The 24,040-nt window shown below is 36.0% G+C and carries 18 protein-coding genes, 6 tRNA genes and 1 rRNA gene (1 of these 25 cut by a window edge); 16 read left to right on the top strand and 9 right to left on the bottom strand.

Annotated elements, in window-relative coordinates; all coding sequences use genetic code 11:
* Positions 1-1,372, bottom strand: a 1,372-nt coding sequence (locus tag ABGX27_07895) for a transposase (GenBank protein ID MEO2069410.1), incomplete at its 3' end; no start/stop codon positions are given.
* Positions 1,373-1,544: 172 nt separating this feature from the next.
* Between ABGX27_07895 and smc the strand changes: the two genes are divergently transcribed.
* From smc to ABGX27_07845, 10 genes are read left to right on the top strand one after another with little or no spacing between them, the layout of a single operon-like run.
* On the top strand, positions 1,545-5,039 hold the full coding sequence (smc, locus tag ABGX27_07890) for a chromosome segregation protein SMC (GenBank protein ID MEO2069409.1): 3,495 nt from the start codon (positions 1,545-1,547) through the stop codon (positions 5,037-5,039).
* Between the two features lie 2 nt (positions 5,040-5,041).
* Positions 5,042-6,268, top strand: coding sequence for a type II secretion system F family protein (locus ABGX27_07885; protein MEO2069408.1), 1,227 nt, complete (start codon positions 5,042-5,044; stop codon positions 6,266-6,268).
* Entirely contained in the window at positions 6,269-7,540 is a 1,272-nt protein-coding gene (locus ABGX27_07880) for a hypothetical protein (GenBank protein MEO2069407.1), read from the top strand.
* Positions 7,541-7,583: 43 nt separating this feature from the next.
* Entirely contained in the window at positions 7,584-8,078 is a 495-nt protein-coding gene (locus ABGX27_07875) for a hypothetical protein (GenBank protein ID MEO2069406.1), read from the top strand.
* Positions 8,075-8,458, top strand: coding sequence for a hypothetical protein (locus ABGX27_07870; protein MEO2069405.1), 384 nt, complete (start codon positions 8,075-8,077; stop codon positions 8,456-8,458). The genes ABGX27_07875 and ABGX27_07870 overlap by 4 nt, the downstream gene beginning before the upstream one ends.
* Positions 8,451-9,932 carry a hypothetical protein gene (locus ABGX27_07865; protein ID MEO2069404.1) on the top strand — a complete coding sequence of 494 codons (1,482 nt, stop codon included), beginning with the start codon at positions 8,451-8,453 and terminating at the stop codon, positions 9,930-9,932. The genes ABGX27_07870 and ABGX27_07865 overlap by 8 nt, the downstream gene beginning before the upstream one ends.
* Positions 9,922-10,941 carry a tetratricopeptide repeat protein gene (locus ABGX27_07860; GenBank protein MEO2069403.1) on the top strand — a complete coding sequence of 340 codons (1,020 nt, stop codon included), beginning with the start codon at positions 9,922-9,924 and terminating at the stop codon, positions 10,939-10,941. The genes ABGX27_07865 and ABGX27_07860 overlap by 11 nt, the downstream gene beginning before the upstream one ends.
* Positions 10,938-11,720, top strand: a complete 783-nt coding sequence (locus tag ABGX27_07855) for a prepilin-type N-terminal cleavage/methylation domain-containing protein (protein MEO2069402.1) — start codon at positions 10,938-10,940, stop codon at positions 11,718-11,720. The genes ABGX27_07860 and ABGX27_07855 overlap by 4 nt, the downstream gene beginning before the upstream one ends.
* Positions 11,721-11,745: 25 nt before the next feature.
* Positions 11,746-13,236 carry an Ig domain-containing protein gene (locus ABGX27_07850; protein ID MEO2069401.1) on the top strand — a complete coding sequence of 497 codons (1,491 nt, stop codon included), beginning with the start codon at positions 11,746-11,748 and terminating at the stop codon, positions 13,234-13,236.
* Entirely contained in the window at positions 13,236-14,882 is a 1,647-nt protein-coding gene (locus ABGX27_07845) for a GspE/PulE family protein (GenBank protein ID MEO2069400.1), read from the top strand. Before ABGX27_07850 ends, ABGX27_07845 begins: the two co-directional genes overlap by 1 nt.
* Before the next feature lie 40 nt (positions 14,883-14,922).
* On the opposite strand, the gene ABGX27_07840 is transcribed toward ABGX27_07845, so the two are convergent.
* The 8 genes from ABGX27_07840 to ispE all read right to left on the bottom strand — a co-directional run bounded on the left by ABGX27_07840 (position 14,923) and on the right by ispE (position 17,549).
* Positions 14,923-15,549: a prepilin-type N-terminal cleavage/methylation domain-containing protein gene (locus ABGX27_07840; protein ID MEO2069399.1), complete on the bottom strand. Its 627-nt coding sequence runs from the start codon at positions 15,547-15,549 to the stop codon at positions 14,923-14,925.
* 57 nt (positions 15,550-15,606) lie between these two features.
* Complete coding sequence (locus ABGX27_07835; protein MEO2069398.1) at positions 15,607-16,269, bottom strand: ubiquinone/menaquinone biosynthesis methyltransferase; 663 nt, start codon at positions 16,267-16,269, stop codon at positions 15,607-15,609.
* 26 nt (positions 16,270-16,295) lie between these two features.
* Positions 16,296-16,370, bottom strand: a tRNA-Cys gene (locus ABGX27_07830).
* 5 nt (positions 16,371-16,375) lie between these two features.
* Positions 16,376-16,451, bottom strand: a tRNA-Gly gene (locus ABGX27_07825).
* Between the two features lie 6 nt (positions 16,452-16,457).
* Positions 16,458-16,543: transfer RNA gene (locus tag ABGX27_07820), tRNA-Leu, on the bottom strand.
* Positions 16,544-16,547: 4 nt separating this feature from the next.
* A tRNA-His gene (locus ABGX27_07815) sits at positions 16,548-16,623 on the bottom strand.
* A gap of 10 nt (positions 16,624-16,633) precedes the next feature.
* Positions 16,634-16,708 (bottom strand) — tRNA-Gln (locus tag ABGX27_07810).
* Position 16,709: 1 nt separating this feature from the next.
* Positions 16,710-17,549, bottom strand: a complete 840-nt coding sequence (gene ispE / locus ABGX27_07805) for a 4-(cytidine 5'-diphospho)-2-C-methyl-D-erythritol kinase (GenBank protein MEO2069397.1) — start codon at positions 17,547-17,549, stop codon at positions 16,710-16,712.
* A gap of 51 nt (positions 17,550-17,600) precedes the next feature.
* Between ispE and ABGX27_07800 the strand changes: the two genes are divergently transcribed.
* The 6 genes from ABGX27_07800 to ABGX27_07775 all read left to right on the top strand — a co-directional run.
* Positions 17,601-18,653: a polysaccharide deacetylase family protein gene (locus ABGX27_07800; protein ID MEO2069396.1), complete on the top strand. Its 1,053-nt coding sequence runs from the start codon at positions 17,601-17,603 to the stop codon at positions 18,651-18,653.
* Positions 18,654-18,661: 8 nt separating this feature from the next.
* The gene (locus tag ABGX27_07795; GenBank protein MEO2069395.1) at positions 18,662-19,411 is read left to right on the top strand and encodes a glycosyltransferase family 2 protein; all 750 of its coding nucleotides are present in this window, start codon (positions 18,662-18,664) and stop codon (positions 19,409-19,411) included.
* A complete protein-coding gene (locus tag ABGX27_07790) occupies positions 19,389-20,453 on the top strand; it encodes a glycosyltransferase (protein MEO2069394.1) in 1,065 nt (354 codons plus the stop codon). Before ABGX27_07795 ends, ABGX27_07790 begins: the two co-directional genes overlap by 23 nt.
* Before the next feature lie 103 nt (positions 20,454-20,556).
* Complete coding sequence (gene priA / locus ABGX27_07785) at positions 20,557-22,914, top strand: primosomal protein N' (protein ID MEO2069393.1); 2,358 nt, start codon at positions 20,557-20,559, stop codon at positions 22,912-22,914.
* A gap of 85 nt (positions 22,915-22,999) precedes the next feature.
* A tRNA-Gly gene (locus ABGX27_07780) sits at positions 23,000-23,075 on the top strand.
* Between the two features lie 329 nt (positions 23,076-23,404).
* Positions 23,405-24,040, top strand: a 16S ribosomal RNA gene (locus ABGX27_07775) (its annotated part continues 231 nt past the right edge of the window); the annotation flags it as partial.

The following is a 24,040-nucleotide window of genomic DNA, read 5'->3' as shown; positions in this document are numbered from 1 at the left end:
AGTATGTTCTATTCCTTCCTGTTTTAGCAGTTCTTTTACTTTCTTGGCTGTTTCCCTTTTGGTTAGTCCCATTAGTTCCCCCTTCTTTTTCTTTCTCACGGCTAAGTTTCCCTGTAATAATCTCGGCACGCTTCCACGCACGGGAAGCAATATCTTGATACACAGGGATTAGCGTTTTTAGCCGTGAGAACCTAACCCAGAAGTATTCAGGGAAGCGATAATTGGCTATTCTTTCTTCGTCGTAGGAGATTCTTTCTAAAGCTTGGAATTGTTTTTTCATATTAAAAAGAGTGTATTCAACGGCTTCAGGGAATATTAGGTTATGTTTTAAAGCGTAATAAACAACCTCTAAAAGCTTGTGGGCAAACTTTATGAAGCGTTTTTTGTTTTGGTGTCCACCTGTGTAGTTTCTTTTTACCCATTGTGCAAGGGAGTGTAGAGGATTGTTAGGCAAAAAGGATTGTAGATAGACCATATAGAGGAGTGCTTTTACTTCGGTTCTTGTTTTGTCGGTTCTATTTGAATTAACGGAAGTTCCAGACTGTTCTCTTTTTGTTCCCATAAGAACGTAGGAGATAAAGGCATCTTTGGAGTGGAATAGATTTACATCCCAATAGTAGGCAATAAGGCTTGCCATAGTCATGGAACCGAAAGGAAAAGTCTTTAGGATAGGATAATCGGGATGGTTTACGACTATAGACTCTATTTCTGTTTCTGTGAGTTTTATTGCTTTAAGTGTAGTTTTTATTTTTTCAATTTCTGTTAAGGCTGGAACTACCAAAGCATCAGGAACTTGTAGGAGTTCTTTTTCTATTTCGTCAAGGCGATTGAGTAGTTTTTTGCGGTTGTAGTCATAATAATCACTATTTGGAAGTATATCTGCTAAGAGTTGACGGAATCTATTAACAAATCGGGTGAGGTCTTTTTCTAAACGTATCTTGTGTCTTACTAAGGTTCTTAAGCGATATCTATCATAGTGGAATGGATAGATGTATTTTTTCCAATTTTCCTCATCATCTTCTTCTGGTTCATACAGGAACATTTTGCGTAGAAACTTTGCATCTACAAAATCGTTTTTTGTTGTATTACGATGTCCTCTAAATCTCTTAAAAGCTTTTCCATCAGCAATAAATACTTTAACTCCGAGAGATTCTAATCTTTTAGCGTAGCGAACACCGTAGGAACCTGTTTGTTCTAAAACAACTATATCTCCTTCACGAACTATGTCTTCTAACTTTGTTACTATTGAAGCATTGCGAGGTAATTTTTTTGTTGTTTTAAAGGCTTTTGCATTATCTACGTAAATGGTATACTGATTACCATCATAAAATACGAGGAAATTTTTGGATACATCACAGCCTAAGACTTTCATACATTCCTCCAAGGAAGGAGAGGGTGGACTAGGAAGCATTATATTTTTCTCTTCCATTCAGGAAGAATAATTCCACTTCGCTTCCTGCCACCCTCTCCTTATTTAAATTTTACTACTTTACTTTTCTATCTTTACTATAAGATAATTTCTCTACCTTAGGAGGTGGAAACCTATGTACATAAAATCCTTAAAACTTAAGGGATTTAAGTCTTTTGCAGATGAAACGGAAATTAGATTCTCAAAGGGAATAAACTGTATAGTTGGTCCTAACGGTTGTGGTAAAAGCAACATTGTTGATGCGTTAAAGTGGATTATTGGAGATACATCCATAAAAGGAATGAGGGCAGATAACATAAAAGATATAATCTTCAAAGGGGCTGAGGGAAGAAAACCTTCTAAAGTAGCAGAAGTTTCTATCCTTTTAGCTGAAGACGACCTTTTTAGTGAAAATTCTAAAGTTCTTCTTACAAGAAAGGTAAAAACAAACGGTGATAGTGAATTTTTAATAAACGATAGAAAAGTAAGACTTAAGGACATTAAAGATTTCTTCACTTCAATAGGTCTTGGGGCAAAAGATTACGCGTTCTTTGAACAAGGACAGATAGACAGAGTTTTGAGAATGAAGCCAAGTGAAAGGAAAGTTCTGATTGATGAAGCAGCTCAAGTTTTATCTTTTAAAGAAAAGAGAGAAGAGACTTTAAGAAAGCTTTCTGAAGCTGAGCAAAACCTTGAAAACGTAAAAAACATAATTAACGAAGTTGGAAAAAACTTGAGAAATCTAAAAAATCAGGCCGAGAAAGCAAAGGAGTTTCAAAGCCTTAAAAAACTTGAACGTGAACTTGAACTTAAGCTTTTGGGCTTTGAACTAAGAAATTTAAGGCTAAAGAGAGATGTTTTAGAAGGTAGTTTAAAAGTTTTCCAGGAAGATAGAACTTCTTTAGAAAGGGAAATAGCTAACCTTGAAGCTACACTTGAATCTTTAAGAAACGAGTTTGAGACAATCACTAAAGAAATAGAAGAAACCAGCAAGGAACTTGCAGAAATTGAGAAAAGTAAGAAAGAAGCTTCAGTAAAGAAAGACTTCTTAGGAAAAGAGATAGAAAGACTTAAAAAAGAAATCGAAGAAAAAACTTTTGAAAGAGAGGAGAAGTTTAAAAAAATTCAGAAAGTAAAAAATGAACTTGAAGAGCTTCTTTTAGAAGAAGAAAAGCTTAAACTTGAAATTTCAAAGTTGGAAAAAGAGGAAAAACAGAAAGAAAATAAACTAAACCTTCTTTTAAAGGAAAAAACAGAAATTGAAAAGGCTATTAAAGACCTTCGTTCAAAGCTTTCTTCTATAACTACTCAAATTTCCAAGATTCAGCTTGATGTAGCAAGAGAGGAAGAAAGGTTTAAGTCTTACAAGAATTTGAAAGCTAAACTTCCAAAAGAGCTTTCAGAACTTGATAGGGAAAAAGAGTATTACTCTATAGAACTAAAAAGACTTTTAGAAAAGGAAGAAAATTTAAAGGAAGAACTTAAATCCTTGGAAGCGGAAGTAGAAAAGGTAAAGGAGGAAAAGAGAGAACTAACTTTCCGGATAGATCAGCTTGAAGAAGAGATAGCTTCTAAAAAAGAGGATGTAGCAGTTTTAAAGTCAAGAATAGAAAGCACAAAGAAATTTTTATCTACCTTTAACTTTGGAAGACTTGAAAAAAAAATAGTTGAAAGTGGAAAGGCAGGAAAGGTAAAGGGTTTTGTCGGGCTTTTGATCAATTTTTTAGAGGTAAAAGATGGTTTTGAAAAGGTAGTGGAAAGAATTGTTTCCCTTCTTGGAGCAGGAATTATTTTAGAGAACTTTGAAGATGTTCTTTGGGTTAAGGATAGGATAAAGGGAAACGGTGAAGTTTGGCTTTTAAGCTTAGATTTAGATCCGGTAGAGGTTTCTAAAGTAGAAGGAGCAGAACCTCTCCTTAACTTTGTAAAACCAAAGGATGAGAAGTTTAGGAATTTAATAAATGTTTTATTTAATGGCGTTTTCTTTGTTGAAAAGACAGAAAAAGCTATTGAACTTGCTAAAAAGTTTCCAAATTACACTTTCATAGATGGAAGTCTAAACATATTTTCCGGAAAAGGTTCTTTGGTTGGAAAGGGAAAACAGAACTCTTTACTTGAAATGGAAAAAGAAATAAAGAAACTTCAAGATAAATTTTCAAAAGAAATTGATGAACTTTCCAGTTTAAGAAAAAAACTTTCTCCACTAAAAGAAGAACTTAGGGAAAAAGATTGGGAACTTGATAGCTTAAAAGAGAAAATTCAAAAGAAAAAGATGGAAATTTTTGAATTAAGTTCAAAGATAAAGGAAAGTAAGAAGAAAATTTCAGAGCTTGAAAGAAGGAAGGAAGATCTTTCAGAGAAACTTAAACGGGCTGAAGAAACTCTTGCTTCTTTTTCTTCAAAGATGGAAATTTTTGAAAGGAAGCTTAAAGAACTTGAAGGTAAAAAGGGAGAGAAAATTTCCCTTCTTGAAAAACTTGAGAATGAATTAAAAGACTTGGAAGACAGAATTTTAAAGCAAAGAGAAACAGTTTCATCCTATTCGTCTTCCAAGGTTTTACTTTTGGAAAAGTTAAGAAACGTTAAGGAGAAAAGGGAAGGAAAGGAAAGATTTATAAAGACCCTTCAAAGAGAAATTGAAGAAATAGAGAAGAAGATAGAAAAAGATAGAAAGCTTTTAGAAAAAGCTAAAGAAGATTTAGAAAGGTCTTACAATATTTTAAACGGAGTTGATGAGACCATAAATGAAATAAGACTTGAGCTAAAGACTCTAGAAGAAAGAAGAAATGAAATTTCTGGTTTAGTTAAAACAAAAGAAGAGGCTTTAAAGTTAAAGTCTAAAGATCTTCAGGAGGTTCAGAAAAAGTTAAAGGAAGCAGAGATAAACCTTGCAAGACTTAACGTTAAAGAAGAAGAAACGATATCCAAGATTTTAGATCTTGATAGTAGTGTGCAAGAAGCTTTAGAACTCTCTTCTACCGTGAAGGAGGAGGATAAGATAGAAGAAGAGCTTTCAAGGGTAAAAGAAAAGATAGCAAAAATCGGAAGCGTTAATCTCTTAGCAATAGAGGAGTATGAGAAAGTAAAGGAACGCTATGGATTTATTTTGGAACAGGAAAAAGACTTGGTAGAGTCCATAAAGAACTTAAAAGAAGCTATTAAAAAGCTTGATGAGGAAATAGAGAAGAGATTCACAAAAACCTTTAATGATGTAAATAAGAATTTCAAGAAAGCTTTTCGTCAGATCTTTGGGGGAGGTTCTGCAAGGTTAATCCTACAAGATGATGGTATTGAAATAGAAGCAAAGCCTCCAGGTAAAAAACACGGTAGCATAAACTTGCTTTCTGGTGGAGAGAGGACATTAGTAGCTTTGGCATTCCTTTATGCTCTCTACTCCGTTCGTCCTGCACCGTTTGTAGTTCTTGATGAAGTTGACGCAGCACTGGACGATGCTAACACACTAAGATTTATAGAGCTTTTAAAACAGATGGCTCTTGAAACTCAGGTTATCGTTGTTACTCACAACAAGCTTACTATGGAAGCAGCAGATGTCCTTTATGGTATAACTATGGAAGTACCGGGAATTTCTAAAGTTATTGGAGTGTCTTTTGAGAACCTTAGTACGGTTTAGGAATGCCTAAGTTTAAGGTTGTTTTTTTGGATGTAGACGGGCAGGTTGTAGAGGAAAAGATAGAGGCTAACGATGAAAACGAACTACTGTCTCTTTATTCACGAAGAAACGTCATACTCCTTGAGTATAAAAAAGACTGGTTTTCATCCTTAGAGGACTTTTCCATCCTTGATCTTTTAAAAAGGAAAAAAATTTCTAAACAAGAACTTGCAGATTTTTGTTTTTACGTTGGAAGAGCCCTTGATATGGGAATTCCAATTCTAGGGATTTTAGAAGATGTTTCAAAAAGTACAAAAAATAAGTATTTCCAAAAAGTTGTATTGCAGCTTAAAGATATGATTACAGCAGGAAAATCTCTATCTGAAGCGATGGAAGAAGTTAAGATTTTCCCAAAGGATTTAATAGGTCTCGTGAAGGTTGGAGAAAATAGCGATGCACTTCCAAAAGTTTTTCAAAACTATGCAGAGTATTTAGACTGGATTATTTCCATAGAAAAAGAGGTTAAACAAGCCCTTGCCTATCCTACTTTTGTTGCGGTTGTTATGGTTTTTGTTATCGCGATAATGTTTGGTTACATAGTTCCTCAGGTAATTCCTGCAATTACAGCCATGGGATTAAAAGACTATCCCCTTCCAACAAAACTTTTACTGTGGGCTGGAGAGTTTGTTCCACTCTTTTGGAAACAAATAGTTTTAACTCCAGTGATAATCTTTGTCGTTTTTAAACTTTTAACTAGAAAGTTCCAGAAAGTTAAATACTTCTGGGACAAAGTAAAAATAAAGTTTCCTGTTGTTGGGGTTATTTTCTTAAAGGCGAGCCTTTCCCGTGATATGAGGGCTTTAGCAGAAGTTTACCGGAGTGGCGGAACAATAATAAATGCTCTTGAGATAATCATAAATCATGTAGAACAGAACCTTTTTATAAAGGAAGCTTTCTCAAAAGTAAAAGAGAACGTTTTAGCCGGTGATATGCTGTCAATTGCCATGGAAAAAACTAACTTCTTTGAGACTCCGATTATAAGAATGGTAAAGCTTGGGGAAGAAACCGGAGCTTTGGACAAGTCCCTTTTAAGACTTGCGGAAATTTATGAAGATGATATGAGAAGAAAAATCCAAGCAATGACTGTTTTAATAGAACCTACTCTCCAGCTTATCTTAGGGGGGATTTTGGGAATAATAGCATTAGGTATACTTTTACCTGTGTACGATGTTATTTCGGAGATGAGGTAGATGAAAAGGTCATTTGCAGAAATTGACCTTAAAGGGAACCTAAGGCTTTTATCTGAGGAGGGGTTTTTTAGGAGAAAGAGAAAAACATTGGCTACTACTTTGAAAAAAGTAAAGGAAAAAAGAGATCTAGTTGTTTCATTAACCGATGTTTCTGTGATGGACAAAGTCTATACTTTTCCTGAACTTAAAGAAAAACATCTATCCCTTGCAGTAAAGCAGAAAGTTTTGAGAGATATTGAGTTTATCCTTGAACCAGAAAGTGTTAACTGGATTTACTCCAAGTATCCAACAGATGGTGGATATAAAGTTCTAGTTTCTGTAGTGAGGAAAGAAATACTTTCAAAACTTTCTTTTTTTAAAGCTTTTACTACAACTTCGCAGATTATTTCTTCTTTTTTGAGTGGAAAAACTGATAAAAGTTTTGTTTTAATCCATTCGTTTCTTGATGATTACATAGTTATGGTATTTCATAATGGAATTATCGATTACGTTAGAACATTTAAAAAGGTATCTTCTCTTGATAGTTCAATAGAATTAACATTGGAATATTATCGGGAACATAGAAAGACAAAGCTTGAAGGAGTATATGGATCTGGCGATTTAGAATTTTTCAAAAGTTCAAGATTTGAAATAAAAAGTGTTTTAGACCTTATTAAACTTCCTTTAAAGGAAGAAGAACTTCCTTTTTTCGTTCCTTTTGCGCTGAGTAAAGGGAAGGTTTCTTTCTTCTACAAAGCTTCTCCTGTTCGTTTCAGTTATTATTCTTTAGCCTTATCTGTCCCTATGTTTTTGGCAGCGGGGCTTGTTTTTATTAAAAATGGTGAACTTCAGCAAGAGCTAAATATTCTTACAAGTACAGAACAACGCTTGAGTAAGGAGTTTTCGGAACTTAGAAAGAAAATAGGAGATTTGGATAGGAGGATAAAACAAGAAACTTCTTTTCAGCAGAGGAGAGAAGTTAAGTATCTTACTTCGCTAAGTAGGGATAAGTTACCAGAGTTTTTAAAAAGTTTTGAAAATGTAAAAAGGGCATCTAGCACTTATCTTCTGTCCGTTTCCCTTGAAAAAAATAGAAGTTTTAACGTTTCTACTATTACTTTCTGTAGGAATCTCTCTTCTCCTGTAGAGTTTTACAAGTTGGTAAATAGTATAAGGAACAATCCTTTTGTTGAAGATGTGAAGATTATTGATACAGCAAAAATGGCTAGAAAGAAAGCATTGATTACTGATTTTGATATAAAGTTGAAAAAGGTTCGTTATGTGGAAGAGTAAAGATTTTCTAAAAAAAAATGTTTTATGGTTAGTTTTAATAGTAGTGTCGATTTCGCTTTTAGGTTACGAAGTTTATCGGTTTGATGAACTTTCAAAGAAAGTTTTTCTGAAGCAACAAAAAGTGAATTCCTTAAGACGAAAGGTGTCTTCTCTTTCTCAAGATCTAAAAAGAAAGGAACAAACTCTTCAAGAACTTCTTTCTCAAAACGAGGAATTGAGAAAAAAAATAAAAAAAGTTGCAAAATATCCTGATACTTCATCTGTTAATGAAAAAATAACTCATCTTTTTATAAAAAATAGAGTAAGACTTCTATCTCTAATCACTAAAGAAAAGAAGGAAAAATCGGGAAATTTGAACTTTGTCCTTGTTAATTTGAAAGGAGAAGGAAAGGAGAAGAATGTAATGAAACTTTTGGAACATCTTATGAAGGAGATACCTATGGAGGTTAAGGTTCTGGATCTATCTAAACCAGAGAGGAATTTAGTTATAAATCTTGTTTTTGAAGTCCCTATTTTGAAAGAAAGAGGAACAAAATGAAAAGGCTTCTCTTGTTACTTTGGTTTCTTTCTATTTTAGACAGTTCTTGGGCAGAAATTTTCTATCCCTTGAGTGGCCTTAGAGAAGGTAGTAAAAATAAAAATCATAGGGTGATTAGACCGTTAAAAGTTAGAAAAAGAATATCACTTCCTCAAATGGAACTTCAAGGTATTGCTAAGGGAGAAGAGACTCTTGCCCTTATAGATGGAAAATGGCATAGAATAGGGGATATAATCAAAGGTTGTGAAATTGTAAAAATAGATGCAGACAGAAACTTAGTGAAGCTAAACTGCTTAGGCATATGGAAAGAACTTAAGTTAAAGTTTCTAAAAGGAGGAGGAACGGTGAAGGTGGAAAAACAAGGAGGGACTGGTGAATAAAGGGTTGTTTTTTCTTGTTTTCCTCCTTTTAGTTTTTGGATGTGGGGATAGCAGGAAAAGAGTAGTAGTTTCTCCTATAAAAGAAAAAACTGTAAAAACTAACAAAGAAAAGGAAGTTCCAATTGTATTTGAGTTAAACCCCTTACCTGTTCAAACTCCGACTTTAAGCGAAATGAAAAATTTTGAAAAAGAATTTTCTGTAGAGGACAAGACAGTAACGCTTTCCTTTGATGGAACAAGTCTTCGCCAGGCCCTCCTTGCCATTGGCAAGATTACGAATTACAACGTAATACTTCCAGAAGATTTAGAGGGTAAGGTTTATTTAGAACTAAAAGGAGGAACTTTAGAGAATGCTTTAAAAGCTTTGCTTGAACCTTTTGGGTATTCGTTCAAGATTGACGGAAACAATATTTACATTATTACCAAGGAAACAAAGGTATTTCATGTTAATCTTCTAAAGTTGCAAAGAACTTTTAGTTCTTCTATAAATGCTTCAAGTGGTGGCGGAAGAGGAACTTCTGGAACAACATCTACGAGTACCACATCTGTTAGTCTCAACAATAACTATTCTCTAGACCCTTGGGAAAATTTAAGAAATGCTATAGAAGTTATTTTAAAGGAGGATAAATCTGCTTCATATTCAATAGAACCCCTAAGCGGAACAGTAATTGTCAGTGCAAAACCTTCTGTTTTAAAGAAGGTAGAAAAACTTTTAAATACTTTAAACAAAGAGGCGGAACGCCAAGTCCTTATAGAAGCTAAAATAGTAGAGGTTCAGCTTAACAAACAAAATGAATATGGAGTAAACTGGAACAAGCTTCTTTTAGGGAAACATTTCCAATTCTCTTTTATCCCAACTATACCCACAACCTCCCAGCTTGAAGTTATAAAAGTTTTCAGCAGTAGCGGTACGAACCCTTTAATAGGGGCTCTTAGTCAGTTTGGGAAAGTGAATGTTTTATCCTCTCCAAGAATTTTAGCGATGAATGGACAACCTGCTGTAATAAAGGTGGGAAAGGATTATATGATAGTTTACAAGACCCTTCAAAGGACAGTTTATACTGATAATCAGACTATTACTAATGAACAAATACGAGTAGAGAATATACTAACAGATGGATTGGTTCTAACTATTGTTCCTAAAATAGGAGATAATGGAGAAATTGTCTTAAATATTACTCCAGCAATTAATCGTCTCGATAAGGATACATCTTTAGAATTGCCGATAGAGAATTCAAAAGCTTACTCCGTAGGTGTTAGACAACTTAATACAGTTGTAAAGCTTAAAGATGGAGAGACAGTTATTCTTGGAGGTCTTATAGAAAATAAAGAGACTAAAGATACGGTAGAAGTTCCTATTCTTTCTCGAATTCCTCTTCTTGGTAGTCTTTTTAAATATACTTATAGAAAGAGATACAAATCAGAACTTGTTATTATGTTAACTCCAAAGATGAAAAGTAATAATGGGGAGTAAACTTTTTGGAATAGTTTTGGTTTTTAGTTTATTCTTTTCTACTATAGATGTATTTGCTAAAGAAAAGTTTTGTTTTGTTCAGCTTGTTTCAATGAGAAATTTTAAAGGAATAAAAAAGATATTTAATGAAACTTCCGTTAACTGTCCAGCTTCTGTTTATCTTTTAAAGCAAAAGAATATCTACTTTATTAGAGTTGGTCCTTTTAAGTCCCTTGAGAAATGCAAAGTTGTGAAAAAGAATCTCCAAAGAAGATATTCAAAGTATAAATTAAGTCCTATTATAGTGGTTAGAAGTTATAAAGTTCCTTCCAAAAAGTGGATTATTAAGGAAAAAAAGTGTCAAAAGCGAGAACAAAAAAGATATAAACCGAAGAGGAATATTGGGAGTTCAAATAAAAAACAGAATCTACAAAAAGATCTCGTTTCTCTCTACATTCAAAAGGCAAAAGTCTGTATGGGAAGAAAAGACTGCACAAATGCTGTTAGATATCTGAAACTTGCGATAGCAAAAGGGGGAAAGACACCGAAAAATTACACCTACTTAGGTTATGCTTATCTTCATCTTGGAAAGTACACAAACGCATTAGATGCTTTCAAAAAGGCTTTGGAGATAGATCCAAACTATGCGGAGGCTTTTGCAGGAATAGGATTTATGTACTTAAAACTAAAATCCCCAAGGGCCGCAGCAATAGCTTTTAAGAAAGCTTACGATCTTAATCCTAAGGAAATTAGCTATGGCATAAACTTGGCAATTTCCAAACTTGAAAGTGGAGAGGTTGAGAAATCTTTAGAAGTGTTTAAGAACTTAAAGGATAGATATCCTTTTATTCCTGAGATTTACTATAATGAAGCTATAGCTTACCTGAAACAGAGAAGGCTAAAAGAAGCTGTAGAAGATTTCAGGATTTTTCTTGATTTGACAAAAGGAAACAAATTCTATAATCCTTACAGAAAGGAAGTTTTAAGTATTTTAAGGAGACTAGAAGCAGTTGTTGGTTCAATAAGGTGAGGGAGAGAAAAGCTTTTTCATTAATAGAATTGGCTATAGTTCTTGTTATATTCTCTATCCTTTTTGGTATTGGTTTAAAGTCCTGTTTAGATTCTCTTACAAATGCCAAAGTAAATTCTACAAAAGAAAAGCTTACAGCTTACAAACTATTTTTGATTAAAGAATTTTGCAGTTCTTTAACTTTGCCCAATGTAGATTCTCTAGACTTTAAGGATGCTTGGGGAAACTCTATAACCGTAGCCTATTATAGTGAAGCCAGTAATAAAACTATCAGTTTATGTTCTTTAGATAGCACAACGTTATCTGTTATTCTCCCAGATGGGAAGGAAGTAGATAACATTGTTGCAGTTTTAATATCCCCATCGGCAGACCAAAAGTTAGACTCCATAATAGGTGCCAACTTAATTACTTTAAGTGATAATGATCTATTTCAATACATATCTTTATATGAACTTAAATCAAAATGTTGTAAAGGAAGGGATTTAGAAATTATTACAAATGTTTTACCTCCGATAGTGAAAGGAGAAGATTGGAAAGAGATTATTGTCGTAAGAGGAGGAACTCCTCCCTATCGTTGTGAAGTTAGGGTTGCTAATAATGATACTCTCAGTAGTTATTTTGAAAATGGAACGGAAGGTGGAAGTGAATATTGTTATATTTATTTAAGCTGTGATAACTCGACAAAAATAGATGACTCTTTCTTGGATTTGGAAGTTACGGTTTATGATAACAGTTCTTTAAGTAATGCAACTAAAGTTTTTAGGGTTCCTGTGTATTAGATTTAAAACTTTATAAGAGGTTGTTATGAAGAGAAAAGCTTTTTCCCTGATAGAAGCTGCCATCGTTCTTGTTATACTGGGAATAATTCTCGGTATTGGTGGTGCCACTTTTATAAACTACGTAAAGTTTAATAAAAGAACAGAAACAAGAGAAAAAGTTGAAACAGCTGCTGACTGGGTTGTTGGATATGTCCAGACAAAAGGTGTACTTCCTTTGAAAACAGACTATCCAAATTTTAAAGATAGTTACGGTAGAGACATTATTTATATTTACTCTCCTAATTTAACCAACGAGACTTTAAAGGAAGGAACTACACTTTGTGATGTTAGGTATACATCCTTAAATGCAACGAATAATGAAACAGGAAATACCATAGAGAACGTTGCTTTTCTTGTCTTTTCTAAAGGGGAGGATGCTAAGAGTGATACCTTCTTTTGCGAAAATGGAACAAAGATAGAAACATCTACTTCTGCAAGCGGAAATATTTGTTATTTTCCTTCTTTAGATGAAGTTAGGGTTGTAACTTTGGAAGAACTAAAACAAAACCTTGGTTGTGTAGGAGTTCCTGTAAAGATTATTACCCAATATCTGCCCTTAGCTATCGTAGGTAATAGTTATACTGCTGAGATTTTTGCTAGTGGAGGAATTTCCGATAATGGTAGTTATTGGTGGTGCTACAACGGAACGATTCCATCTGGTTTAGTAGTTAATGCAAATGATTGTTCTTCAAGTACTTGGCAAGAAAATGAAACTCTAAGGATAGAAGGGACTCCTTCTTCTCCTGGAACTTATTCCTTTAAGATATGTGTAAAAGATACTAACGACTATAAGTTTTGCAAAAACTTTTCTCTTACTGTTAGTTCTTTAGGAGGGGGAGGTGGTGGAAGTTCTGGTAATGGCACAATTGTTGTTTGCGGGAATTACTCTTTAGAGGTAGATGTATATTCAAACCCATGGTGGGCATATCCTATATCCACAAATATTACTCCTCCGGGTGATGATTCTTGGACCTGTGAAGATGGTGGTAGGACATCAGGCAATTATACTGCGTCAGGTTTACCAGTTGGAACCTATGTAAAAGTTAATCAAGATTGGTATTGTAGTGATACAAATGTTCAGGTAGAAGGGTTCATTCAAGATTTAGATTCTGATGGAGATTGTTTTGTTAAGATTGTCTGCAATGATGGGGTTTGTAATAACATTTCTACTGGAGGAGGAACATTAGCTTGTAGTTATTATGGTATAACAATTAGAAATGATAGTGATACTACTTTAAGTTGGTGGTTAGCGGGAGGAACGTGTTACAAGTTGGGAGATTATGAACAAGCCACTACAGGAACGAGTAATGGGGATGACTACTTGGAAATTTATAAAGGTTCTAACAAGTGTGGAGTGTCAAGTAGATTGCTTCTAAGTAGGCCAGTAAGTAACTTAGCTGCAGAAGCCGGAAGTTGCATTTTTACAGTAGCGTGTTATGAAAATGCATACGGTAATCTGGTCTGTGGAGTTGAATAATGCCTACGTCGAAAGAACGTTTAGGAGATAAACTCGTAAGATTAGGATTTATAACCCCAGAACAGCTTGATATAGCTTTAAAAGAACAAAAACGAACAGGAGAACTTTTAGGAGAGGTTCTTTTAAGGTTAGGATTTTTAACTGAAGAAGAGTTGATGAACGCCCTTTCAGAACAGAAAGGTATTGAAAGAGTAGACCTTTCCTCTTACATCATATCTCCTGAGATTATAGAACTAATTCCCAAAAAGCTTGCAGAAAGATACAAAGTTATTCCCATTTCAAAAGATGGTAATACCCTTATTCTTGGAATGGTTAATCCTTTTGATGTGGAAACTGTGGACATAATTTCAAGATTTACAGGTTTGAGGGTAAAGCCCGTTGCTATAAAAGAGACAGAGTTTGAGGAAGCTTTTGCAAAGTACTACGGTGAAACAAAAACTATAGAAGAACTCATAGACGAACTTCTTGAAGAAGAGGTTCCACCGGGCGAACTTGATACAAGGATTATAAAACTTGTTGACTACATAATCTCAAAGGGTATAAAAGATAAAGCTTCCGATATTCACATTGAACCAGCAGAAGCGGTCGTTAGGGTAAGATACAGGGTTGACGGTGTAATGTCCTTAGGTTTTATTCTTCCAAAGGAGATCCACTCGTCAATAGTAACAAGGATAAAGCTTATATCCCATCTAAACATTTCAGAAACAAGACTTCCTCAAGATGGTAGAACAACGTTTAAAGTTGGAGATAGGGAAGTAGACCTAAGGGTTTCTACTCTTCCATCGATTTACGGTGAAGCCGTTGTAATGAGACTTCTTGGTTTGAATGAGGCACTTCCTAAACTTGAAGAACTGGAATTTACTCCTCATAACTACAACGTTTTAAGGAAAGCTATAGAAAAACCTTACGGAATAATCCTTTTAACAGGTCCAACAGGTTCTGGTAAGACAACAACCCTTTACGCAATTCTTAACAAAATTTTCTCCGTCCAAAAATCGATAATTACTGTTGAAGACCCGGTTGAATACAAGTGGGAACTTATAAGACAGGTTCAGGTTAATCCCAAAGTTGGCTTAACCTTTGCTAATGCTTTAAGAAGCATTCTAAGACAAGACCCTGACGTTATTCTAATAGGTGAAATTAGAGATGAAGAAACTGCAAAAATTGCAACTCAAGCGGCACAAACTGGACACTTGGTTTTAACTACTTTACACACAAACGATGCTGTATCTTCTATTACGAGATTAGCAGAACTTGGAATTAAGCCGTTCTTAATTGGAAGTTCCTTGATAGCCGTTTCCGCCCAAAGACTTGTTAGAAAGATTTGTCCACACTGCAAAGTTTCCTATAAAGCTTCTCCTCAAGAAAAAGAATATTTAAGAGTTCCAAATGATGAAGAACTTGTCCTTTATAGGGGAAAAGGGTGTGAAAGGTGTAAATTTAGGGGCTATCTTGGAAGAACAGTGATTGCAGAAATTCTCCTTGTTGATAAAGAGATTGAGGAACTAATAATAAATCAAGCCTCACCTGTGAAAATTTATGAAACTGCTTTAAAAAAAGGATTTAGACCTATCTTTGAAGATGGTAGACTGAAAGTTTTATTAGGTGATACGACCGTGGAGGAATTAAAGAGGGTGTTGGGATAAAAGGAAAGGAAAAGAAAGGGGGAGAATCCCCCCCCTATTATTAGCGCTTAGCATCGAAGTAGTAAACGAGAGCTTTTGCTGTTGTGTCACAAGTAGAATTTGTTATAGCACTTGTTGGACTAACTGTCCATTTTGTTGAATCAGCTCCAAGAGCACTAGAAGTACATATTACGTTTCCATCAGTTCCGTTGGCTGATCCGTCAATTGCAGTATCTAAGGACTCGATGTAAGGAAGAGTGTCATTAGTAAAGGAATTTGAACAAGTAGGATCAACGCAAATTACCATTATATTCTTCGCAGGTGATCCACCATCGTTTCCAAAGAGAACGTAGAATTTTTTACTTCCAATCGTAATTGTATTTTCTTCATTTCCTGTTGTCCCTTCATACGGAGGGTTAATAAAGTTTGCAGTTGTTAAATCCGTTTTTGCATCACCGCCGTCATTATCAGCTATTGTTCCATTTGCGTTACCATCTCCAGCAAACCTTCCTTTTCTATCGTAGAATGTCCACTGGGCAGTTTCCCACTGCTTAGCTTTCGCTTCAAACTTCTTGATTCTTGCGTTTTCAATAAGGTCTTGCCCTTTGATAACCGCACCGATGATGATTCCGATGATTACAAGAACTATTGCCAGTTCTATAAGGGTAAAACCCTTACGCTTTAACATGGTATCCCTCCTTTGTAATTTTTCTAACAATTCAAAATATATCATAACTCTGTTGAGTTAACAACCAATTTCGTAGATGGTTGCAATTCCAAAAAACAGAGTTTTTATTTTTCCTTTTGAAAATCCTATTTTTTTAGAAAGTTTTAAAAAACTTTCATTATGGGGAAACCTTAAAATAGTTCCAAAAAGATGTTCTGAAACATCTCCTTTTGATAAAAATTTTCCAATTGGTAATACAAAAAATTTTAGGAAAGCAACAAAAAACTTTTGTAAGAATGGATTTTGAGGGATGGAAACTTCGAGAATTCTAACTTTTCCTTTGGATTTTAAAACCCTTTTTATTTCTTTTAGAGACCTTTCTAAGTCATCAAAGTGTCTAAGTCCTAAAGATACAATTACTAAATCAAATGAGTCATCTTTGAAAGGTAGATTTAAGGCATCTCCTTGAACAAAAATAGTTTTCTTATTTTTCGATTTTGCAACTTTTAACATCGGTAAGGAGTAATCTAAACCAATAGTCATTTTTGTTTTGTTTTCAAAAAGATGAGAAATTTCCCCCGTTCCACATGCTAAGTCTAAGACGGTTTTATCGGATAAATCTAAATCTTTTAGAAGTTCTCTTTGCCACTTTTTTATTATTCCGAAAGATAAAATAGAAGATATTTGGTCGTATCGGTTGGCAACTTTTTCAAAAATTTCTACGCCAATAGGTTTTTTCATAGGTTTTCTTTTGTTTGATTTTAGAATGGAGGCGGCGGGCGGAATCGAACCGCCGAATAAGGGATTTGCAGTCCCCTGCCTTACCACTTGGCTACGCCGCCGTTAATGGAGCGGGCGACGGGACTTGAACCCGCGACCTAAGCCTTGGCAAGGCTTCGCTCTACCTACTGAGCTACGCCCGCTCTTTATGGTGCGGGAGGCGGGAGTCGAACCCGCACGCCACGAGGGCACTGGATCCTAAGTCCAGCGCGTCTGCCAGTTCCGCCACTCCCGCATAATGGGGTGGGAGACGGGACTCGAACCCGCGACCGCCGGGGCCACAACCCGGCGCTCCACCAACTGAGCTACTCCCACCATAAAAAAATGGCTGGGGCGGCAGGATTCGAACCTGCGAATGGCGGATCCAAAGTCCGCTGCCTTACCGCTTGGCTACGCCCCAGCTATATTGCTGACAGTAATTTAATCCACCATCCGAATTTTTTCAAGGGGGTAAGGTCAATTTTTTCCTCTTTTATTAGAGCAAAGACCGAAGATCCACTTCCACTCATTAATGCCTTAAGTCCTATAGCCTCTAGAGCTTTCTTAACTTCTTTAACTTGTGTAATGCACAAGGCTTTAGATAATTCTAGGTCGTTTTCCATGTTTTCTTCTAGCTCTTTTAAGTTCTCTGTAAGAAGAGGCATAACAATTAGTTGTTCAGCATCCTCTAAGCTGACATCCTTTTTCACAGGAGGCATAGCTTCGTAAACCTCTTTTGTAGAACAGGAAAAGTAAGGATAAACTAGTAAAATCTTAAAATTCCCTTTCTTGTAGTTTTTTAACTTTTCTCCTCTTCCATAGGCTATAGCTAGTCCACCTTTTAAGAAAAAGGGAACATCACTACCTAACTGAGTTGCTAATTCAAAAAGTTCCTCTTCTTTTAAAGGTTTTCCGTATATTATGTTTAATCCTTTAAGGGTTGTTGCGGCGTTTGAACTTCCTCCTCCAAGGCCTGCTCCCACGGGAATCTTTTTTTCTAAAGTAATCTTAACTTTTGGCTTTATTCCTGTTTTTTCCTCAAAGAGTTTGCAAGCTTTAATTATTAGATTATCCTTTCCTAAAGGTAAGCTGTTGTTACCTTTTATTGAAAATTCAAGTCTATCAGCAGGTAAAAAGGAAATAGTGTCTATGAGGTTTATAGTATGCATAACGGTTATAATTTCGTGGTAACCGTCAGTCCTCTTCCCCTTTACCCAAAGGGAAAGGTTAATTTTTGCTGGTGATGGTAGTATTAGTTTCATGATGTTTATTATAACAGTCTGAAAACAATTAAGAGAGTAAGAGAGGAATTTATGAAAGATGTTGTCTTTTTTCTTCACAGGGTTTATCCGACGAGAAAGTCCAAAATGGATGACTTAACGCTGTCAACTTTCGAAAAAGCTTTAAAGCTAATAAGAACCCATTTCAAAATAGTTCCTTTAGAAGCTATTTTAGAAGAAAAAGACAAAAAGCCTCGTTGTGCAATTACTTTTGATGATGGCTATGCTGATAACTTTGTCTATGCATATCCGATTCTAAAGAAAATGGGAGTTCCTGCACACATTTTCGTGTCCTCAGGTAGAATTTTGAAAAGCGGTGTTAGGAAAACGCTATTAGACTATTGGAAAGGAAAGGTAGCAGAAAACGAACTTTTTTCTCCTACTTCAATGGCTGAAGCTCACGAGGAATTTTTGAAAAAGGGGAAATCTTCTGAGTTTCTCTCGTGGGAAGAGATGGAGAAGATGAAGGATATTTTCACTTTTGGTGCTCATGGGAAAGACCATCTCTCTTTTCCTAATGATGAAAGGATTGTTGACTTTTACGATGGCACAAATCCAAAATGGACAATGTATATTTACGGTGGTTCAGAACCTTTCGTTGGACTTCCCTTTTTTCCAACGCGAAGTGAACTTGATGTAAGAAAGTTTTTTCCTTCTAAAGAACTTTTGGAATTCTGTAAAACTTTTCCTAAAGAAGGAAACTGGAAGAGTGCATTAAGAAAAGAAATTGGTAAAAGCTTTAGAAGGCTTGGATATTTTGAGACAAAAGAAGAAGCAAAGAAAAGGATAGAAAATATCTTGGTTTCATCTAAGAAAGAAATAGAGAAAAAACTTGGAATAGAAGTTAATACATTTGCTTGGCCCTTTGGACACTATTCAGAGTTTAGCAAAAAAATAGCTGGTAATATTTACAAGTATATCTTTACGGTAAAAAAAGGTTTTATAGATGAAACAGAAGATCCTAAGGAGCTTCCCAGAGTTTCTCTTGGTAAAGACATTTTCACCGTTCTTGGGAGGCTTTTCACTTTTTCCACAAAAATTGGTTACAAGGTTTATAAAGTCTTTAAGAGAGGTAAAGTTCTTTGAGTCTTAGTGTGGCAATTTTAACCTTCAATTCTGAAAGGTGTATAGAAGAAGTTCTAAGTAGTATTAAAGATATTGCTGACGAAATCATTGTTGTTGATTCTGGTTCAAAGGACAAAACTTTGGAAATAGTTAAAAGCTTTGGGGCTAAGGTCTATACAAGGAAGTTTGATAACTTTGTTAACCAGAAAAATTACCTTCTTTCCCTTTGTACAAAAGAGTGGGTTTTATTCATAGACGATGACGAGGTCTTAAGCGAAGAATTGAAAGAAGAAATAAAAAAAGTAAAGCTAAAGGAAAAAAGCTTTGATGGGTATTATGTGAATCGTTTAACCAACTACCTTGGGAAATGGATAAAACACGCTTGGTATCCAGACTGGCATTTAAGACTTGCGAAGAGAAAAAAGTGTGTTTGGGTTGGGGATTTAGTTCACGAGTCTTTAAGGGTAGAAGGAAAAGTTGGATATTTAAAGGGAGACTTACTCCATTATTCTTATCCTTCCATATCTGACCATTTGAGAAAGGTAGATCTCTACACGACCCTTTATGCAAAAGGACTTTACAAGAAAGGAAAGAGGTTTTCTTACATAAAGCTTATTACGTCTCCCATTGGAGCTTTTTTAAGGAGGTATTTTTTGAAAAAAGGGTTTTTAGACGGTTTTGAGGGTTTCGTTGTGAGCGTCATGAGTTCTTACTATTCCTTTTTAAAGTATTTAAAGCTTTGGGAGATAGAAAAGAATGAAAACTCTCGTCGTTCTTGACGAAAGATGGCACAGTGCCTTAACAGATTTGGGGATAAAAGTAGCAAAAATTTTAAAAGGTAGCGTTGCCTGTGCAGTTTTAAAAGGTTATCCTGCAGAAAAAGAGGTAAAAAGCTTAGGACTTTCCTTTTTTTATATTGAAGATCCAAGAAAAAGTTTACCTTTTAAACCTTTCTTCTCTTTAAAGAGGGTTTTGGAAGAGTTTAATCCAGATATTGTTATAACTATACGTGGGGACGAGCTACTTTTTGCGTCACTTCTTAAAAAAAAGTTGGGTTTTAAACTATTTAGAATTCATGGCGAAGCAAAGGGTATTAGAGATACCGTTTTAAACAGGTTTCTACACGAAAAGTTTGTTGATGGAGTCATTCTTTCTTCAAAACAACTCTTAAACAATGTTGTTATAAATATTCCAAAAGTTTTCGTTCATGGGGCAGTAGATACAGAAAAGTTTAGGTTCTCAAAATCTGGAAGAGAAAGAATAAGAAAAGAGTTAAAGGTAGAAAGTTCAATACTCTTAGGAATTGTAGGAAGGTTAGACCCTGTAAAAGGGCATGCTCTTTTTTTAAAATCCTTGTCTATTCTTTTAAAGAAGGGGTTAGATGTAAAAGGTTTAGTTGTTGGAGAAGAAAAAAATATAAAACTTTCAGAACTTAAAGGTCTTGCTGAAAGTTTAAAAATCTCCGATAAAGTCATTTTCATTCCGGAAAAAAGGAAAGATATTGTTGACATAATGTCAGCAGTTGATATAGGCGTTGTTTCGTCTATTGGTTCTGAAATGATAGCAAGGGTTCCTTTGGAATTTATGGCTTGTGGTAGGCCGATCATTGTCACAAATGTAGGGGTTCTTCCTGAGATAGTTAAAAAGGAGTTCGGGGAAGTGGTTGATCTTAATGAGAATCTTTTAAGTAAAGGTATAGAGAGAATTATTCTTAAAGATTTGAGAAAGCTTGGGAATCTTGCCCGAAAGGAAGCTGTTTCTAAATATTCTATGGAGAAACTATCAGAGGTAATAAATTCATTTATTCGAAACGAGGTTTAGGATGTTAAAGATATTTGTGATTCTTCTTGCTGTAATTTCCGGACTTTTACTTTTACTTATGGCAATAGGTTCAACCGTAAGGGCGAGGAAAGATTAGTTGTTTGTGGAAGTAGCCTTAGATCTTCCTATTGACTCAACTTTTTATTATAAAGTTCCAAAAGTTGTTTCAAATCCTCCAGCAGTCGGAAAAAGAGTTATAGTCCCTTTTGGAAAAAGTGATTTACTGAAAACGGGAATAATAGTTTCCGTAAAAGAGAAAGTTGATGACGACTTTCCACTTGAAAAGATAAAAGAACTTTTTGATATCCCCGATGATTTTTCGCTTTTTACGGAAAAAACTTTAGAAGTGGCAAGATGGGTTGCTGATTATTATTGCGCTTCTTTGGGGGAAACTCTGTTTTCTTTTCTCCCATCTGGATTTGTTGTTTCAGAGTCTTTCACTGTCAAACTAAAAACAGAAAAGTTTTCTTTGAAATTGACTCCTTCTGAAAGAAAAGTAATAGAAGTTCTTAAAAACGTTAAATCTTCAAAAATTTCTTCATTGAAGAAAAGAGTAAAGCTTTCGAACTTTTATGGTGTTCTTAAAGCTTTGATTGCTAAAGGAATTTTAGAGAAAGAAGAGTCTATAAAGAAAGATTCTATTCCAACAGAGAAGTTTGCTGTTCTCGTAAATGAAAAAGATGTTAAGGGCACTAGAGCAAAAGAGTTGCTTGAGTACTTAAAAGTTTATAAGAAAGTTGGTTTGAAAGATCTTCGTGAGATTGGATTTGACAGTCAAGTGATTAAAAGGCTTGTGGATAAGGGAATTATTGAAATAGTGGAAGAAAGGGTCATTCTTGAGAATAAACCTCAAGACCTTGTTGATGATAGAAAGATAAGACTTACTCCGTCACAACAGAAAGCTTTTGAAAAATTGACGGGAGCTTCTTCAGGAAAGTTTCTTCTTTATGGCATTACAGGTTCTGGGAAAATGGAGGTTTACCTTAAAGTAGCGGAAGAGTATGTAAAAAGAGGAAAGTCGGTTTTGATTTTAGTTCCAGAACTACTTCTAACTCCTGAACTTAGAGCAAGGGTTGAAAGTTACTTTGGAAAGAACATTGGAATCTATCATGGGAAGTTAAAAGAAAAGGAAAAGATTTCAGTTTGGTTAAAAGCGGTAAGAGGAGAAAGTAAGGTTTTTATTGGAACTAGGATATCGGTACTTCTTCCAATAAAAGATCTCGGATTGATAATCGTTGATGAAGAACAAGACAGTTCTTATAAAGAACATCAGAAACCTTACTACAATGCAAGAGATGTTGCTTTAAGAAGATCAGAAGTTGAAAAATTCCCAATCATTTTAGTGTCTGCTACGCCTTCCATTGAAACTTTTTACAAAGTTGAGAAAGGAAAAATAGAAAAACTGGAACTTAAAGAGAGAGTTTCTACCGTGCCTCTTCCATTTATAAAAGTTGTTAATCTACAAAAGGCAAGTAGAGTTTCCATCTTTTCAAAGGAACTTTTGACTTCTTTAGAAAACACAGTAAAGAAAGGGGAACAAGTTCTTCTATTTATTAATAGAAGAGGTTTCTTTGCAACATCTTTTTGTCCTAATTGTGGTTTTACGATTGAATGTGGTGATTGTGCTGTTCCTCTTGTGTACCACAAGCGAGAGAAAAAGCTAATTTGTCACATTTGTGGAAGGAGATATAAACCTATTTACAGATGTCCTGTTTGTAAATCAAGACTTGAATTTAAAGGTTATGGCACAGAAAGGGTAGAGGAGGAAATTCGTATTTTGTATCCTGAGTTCAGAGTGGTTAGGTTAGATCAAGATACCGTAAAAGATCCGAAGGTAGGATCTAAACTCATAAAAGATATCAAAGAAGGTAAATATGATGTAATAGTTGGGACACAAATTGTTAGTAAAAGTCACAACTTTCCGAAACTTACTCTTGTTGGAATACTTATGGCAGACTTTTTAGGGGGAGCGCCCGATTTTAAAGTTTCTGAGAGAATATTTCAAACGATAGTTCACACTACGGGAAGGGCTGGAAGGTTTAAACCTGGGGCTGCTATTGTTCAGGCTTTCAACCCTGACTTGCCAGCTATAAAGTTTGCAACTGAATATAAGTTTCAAGAGTTTTACAAAGAGGAAATGGAAACGAGAAAACTTTTGAACTATCCACCTTTCGTAAAGAGTGTCCTCTTAGAGTTTCAGCTTGAAGATGTTACCCGTTTCCAAAGACTGGAGGAAAAGTTTAATAGTGTTAGAGAAAAACTTTTGAATTTCTTTTATGTTCCGAAACTATCCCCTGCCCCAATTTCTAAAGTTGCAGGTAGATACAGGTTTATATCTTTTCTGCGAGCTTCGGATGAAGGAAAATTTTTAGAAGGACTTACATTCCTAAAAAATGAAATGTATAGAAAGTTTAGTGGATTAAATTATAAAATAGAGGTTGATCCTGTAAGGATAGTTTGAGGCTTTCGAACCATTTCGTAAAAAGTTGACATTACCGAAGAAGAAACTATATTAGTCATTCGCTAAAATTGAAAACTGAATAAGGGCGGGCGTAGCTCAGTTGGTAGAGCGAAGCCTTGCCAAGGCTTAGGTCGCGGGTTCAAGTCCCGTCGCCCGCTCCATAACTTTTACCTCTTGACAATTTAAATAGAGATTCTAAATTTAGCCACCGTCAAAAATTGAATAGGGTTGGAAGGAAAGGTTGACAGAGGAAGGTAAAAGTCCTAAATTACCACCTCGCCAATCAAACCCCTCAGGAAAGTGGAAACGAGGGGTTGACAAGAGGAGGCGCGAGGAATAAATTTAAACCTCGCGCAAGCGAAAAGATCTTTGACAGGAGAATAAGGGGCGTGCACCTGCGGGAAGCAGGGAAAGCCCTTTGGGGCTTAGATTTGAGGTGTTTCCGCAGGTTGTGATTCAGCTGTAGAAAATTTGGAGATTTATATATTCTCCGCTGGAGAGTTTGATCCTGGCTCAGCGCGAACGCTGTCGGCGTGCCTAACACATGCAAGTCGTGGGGCAGCAGGCCGGATCCTTTTGATCCGGTGCTGGCGACCGGCGAACGGGTGAGTAACGCGTGAGCAACCTACCCCGAGGAGGGGGATAACCCGGGGAAACCCGGGCTAATACCCCATAAGCGCACGACCCGCATGGGTTGTGTGAAAAGGTGGCCTCTGCTTTGCAAGCTGCCGCCTCGGGATGGGCTCGCGTCCCATCAGGTAGTTGGTGGGGTAACGGCCCACCAAGCCTACGACGGGTAGCCGGCCTGAGAGGGTGGTCGGCCACACCGGGACTGAGACACGGCCCGGACTCCTACGGGAGGCAGCAGTGGGGAATCTTGGGCAATGGGCGCAAGCCTGACCCAGCGACGCCGAGTGGGGGAAGAAGCCCTTCGGGGTGTAAACCCCTGTCGCCGGGGACGATGCGGGGATGGGTTAATAGCCTATCCTCGTGACGGTACCCGGAGAGGAAGGGACGGCTAACTACGTGCCAGCAGCCGCGGTAATACGTAGGTCCCGAGCGTTGCGCGAAATTACTGGGCGTAAAGTGCGCGTAGGCGGATCAGTAAGTCAGAGGTGAAAGCCCC

The organism is Desulfurobacteriaceae bacterium, from assembly GCA_039832905.1.
In the GTDB taxonomy this organism is placed as follows: Bacteria; Aquificota; Aquificia; order Desulfurobacteriales; family Desulfurobacteriaceae; genus Desulfurobacterium.
The sequence above is the reverse complement of the archived record's forward strand: the minus strand, read 5'-3'. Positions and strand labels throughout refer to the sequence as shown.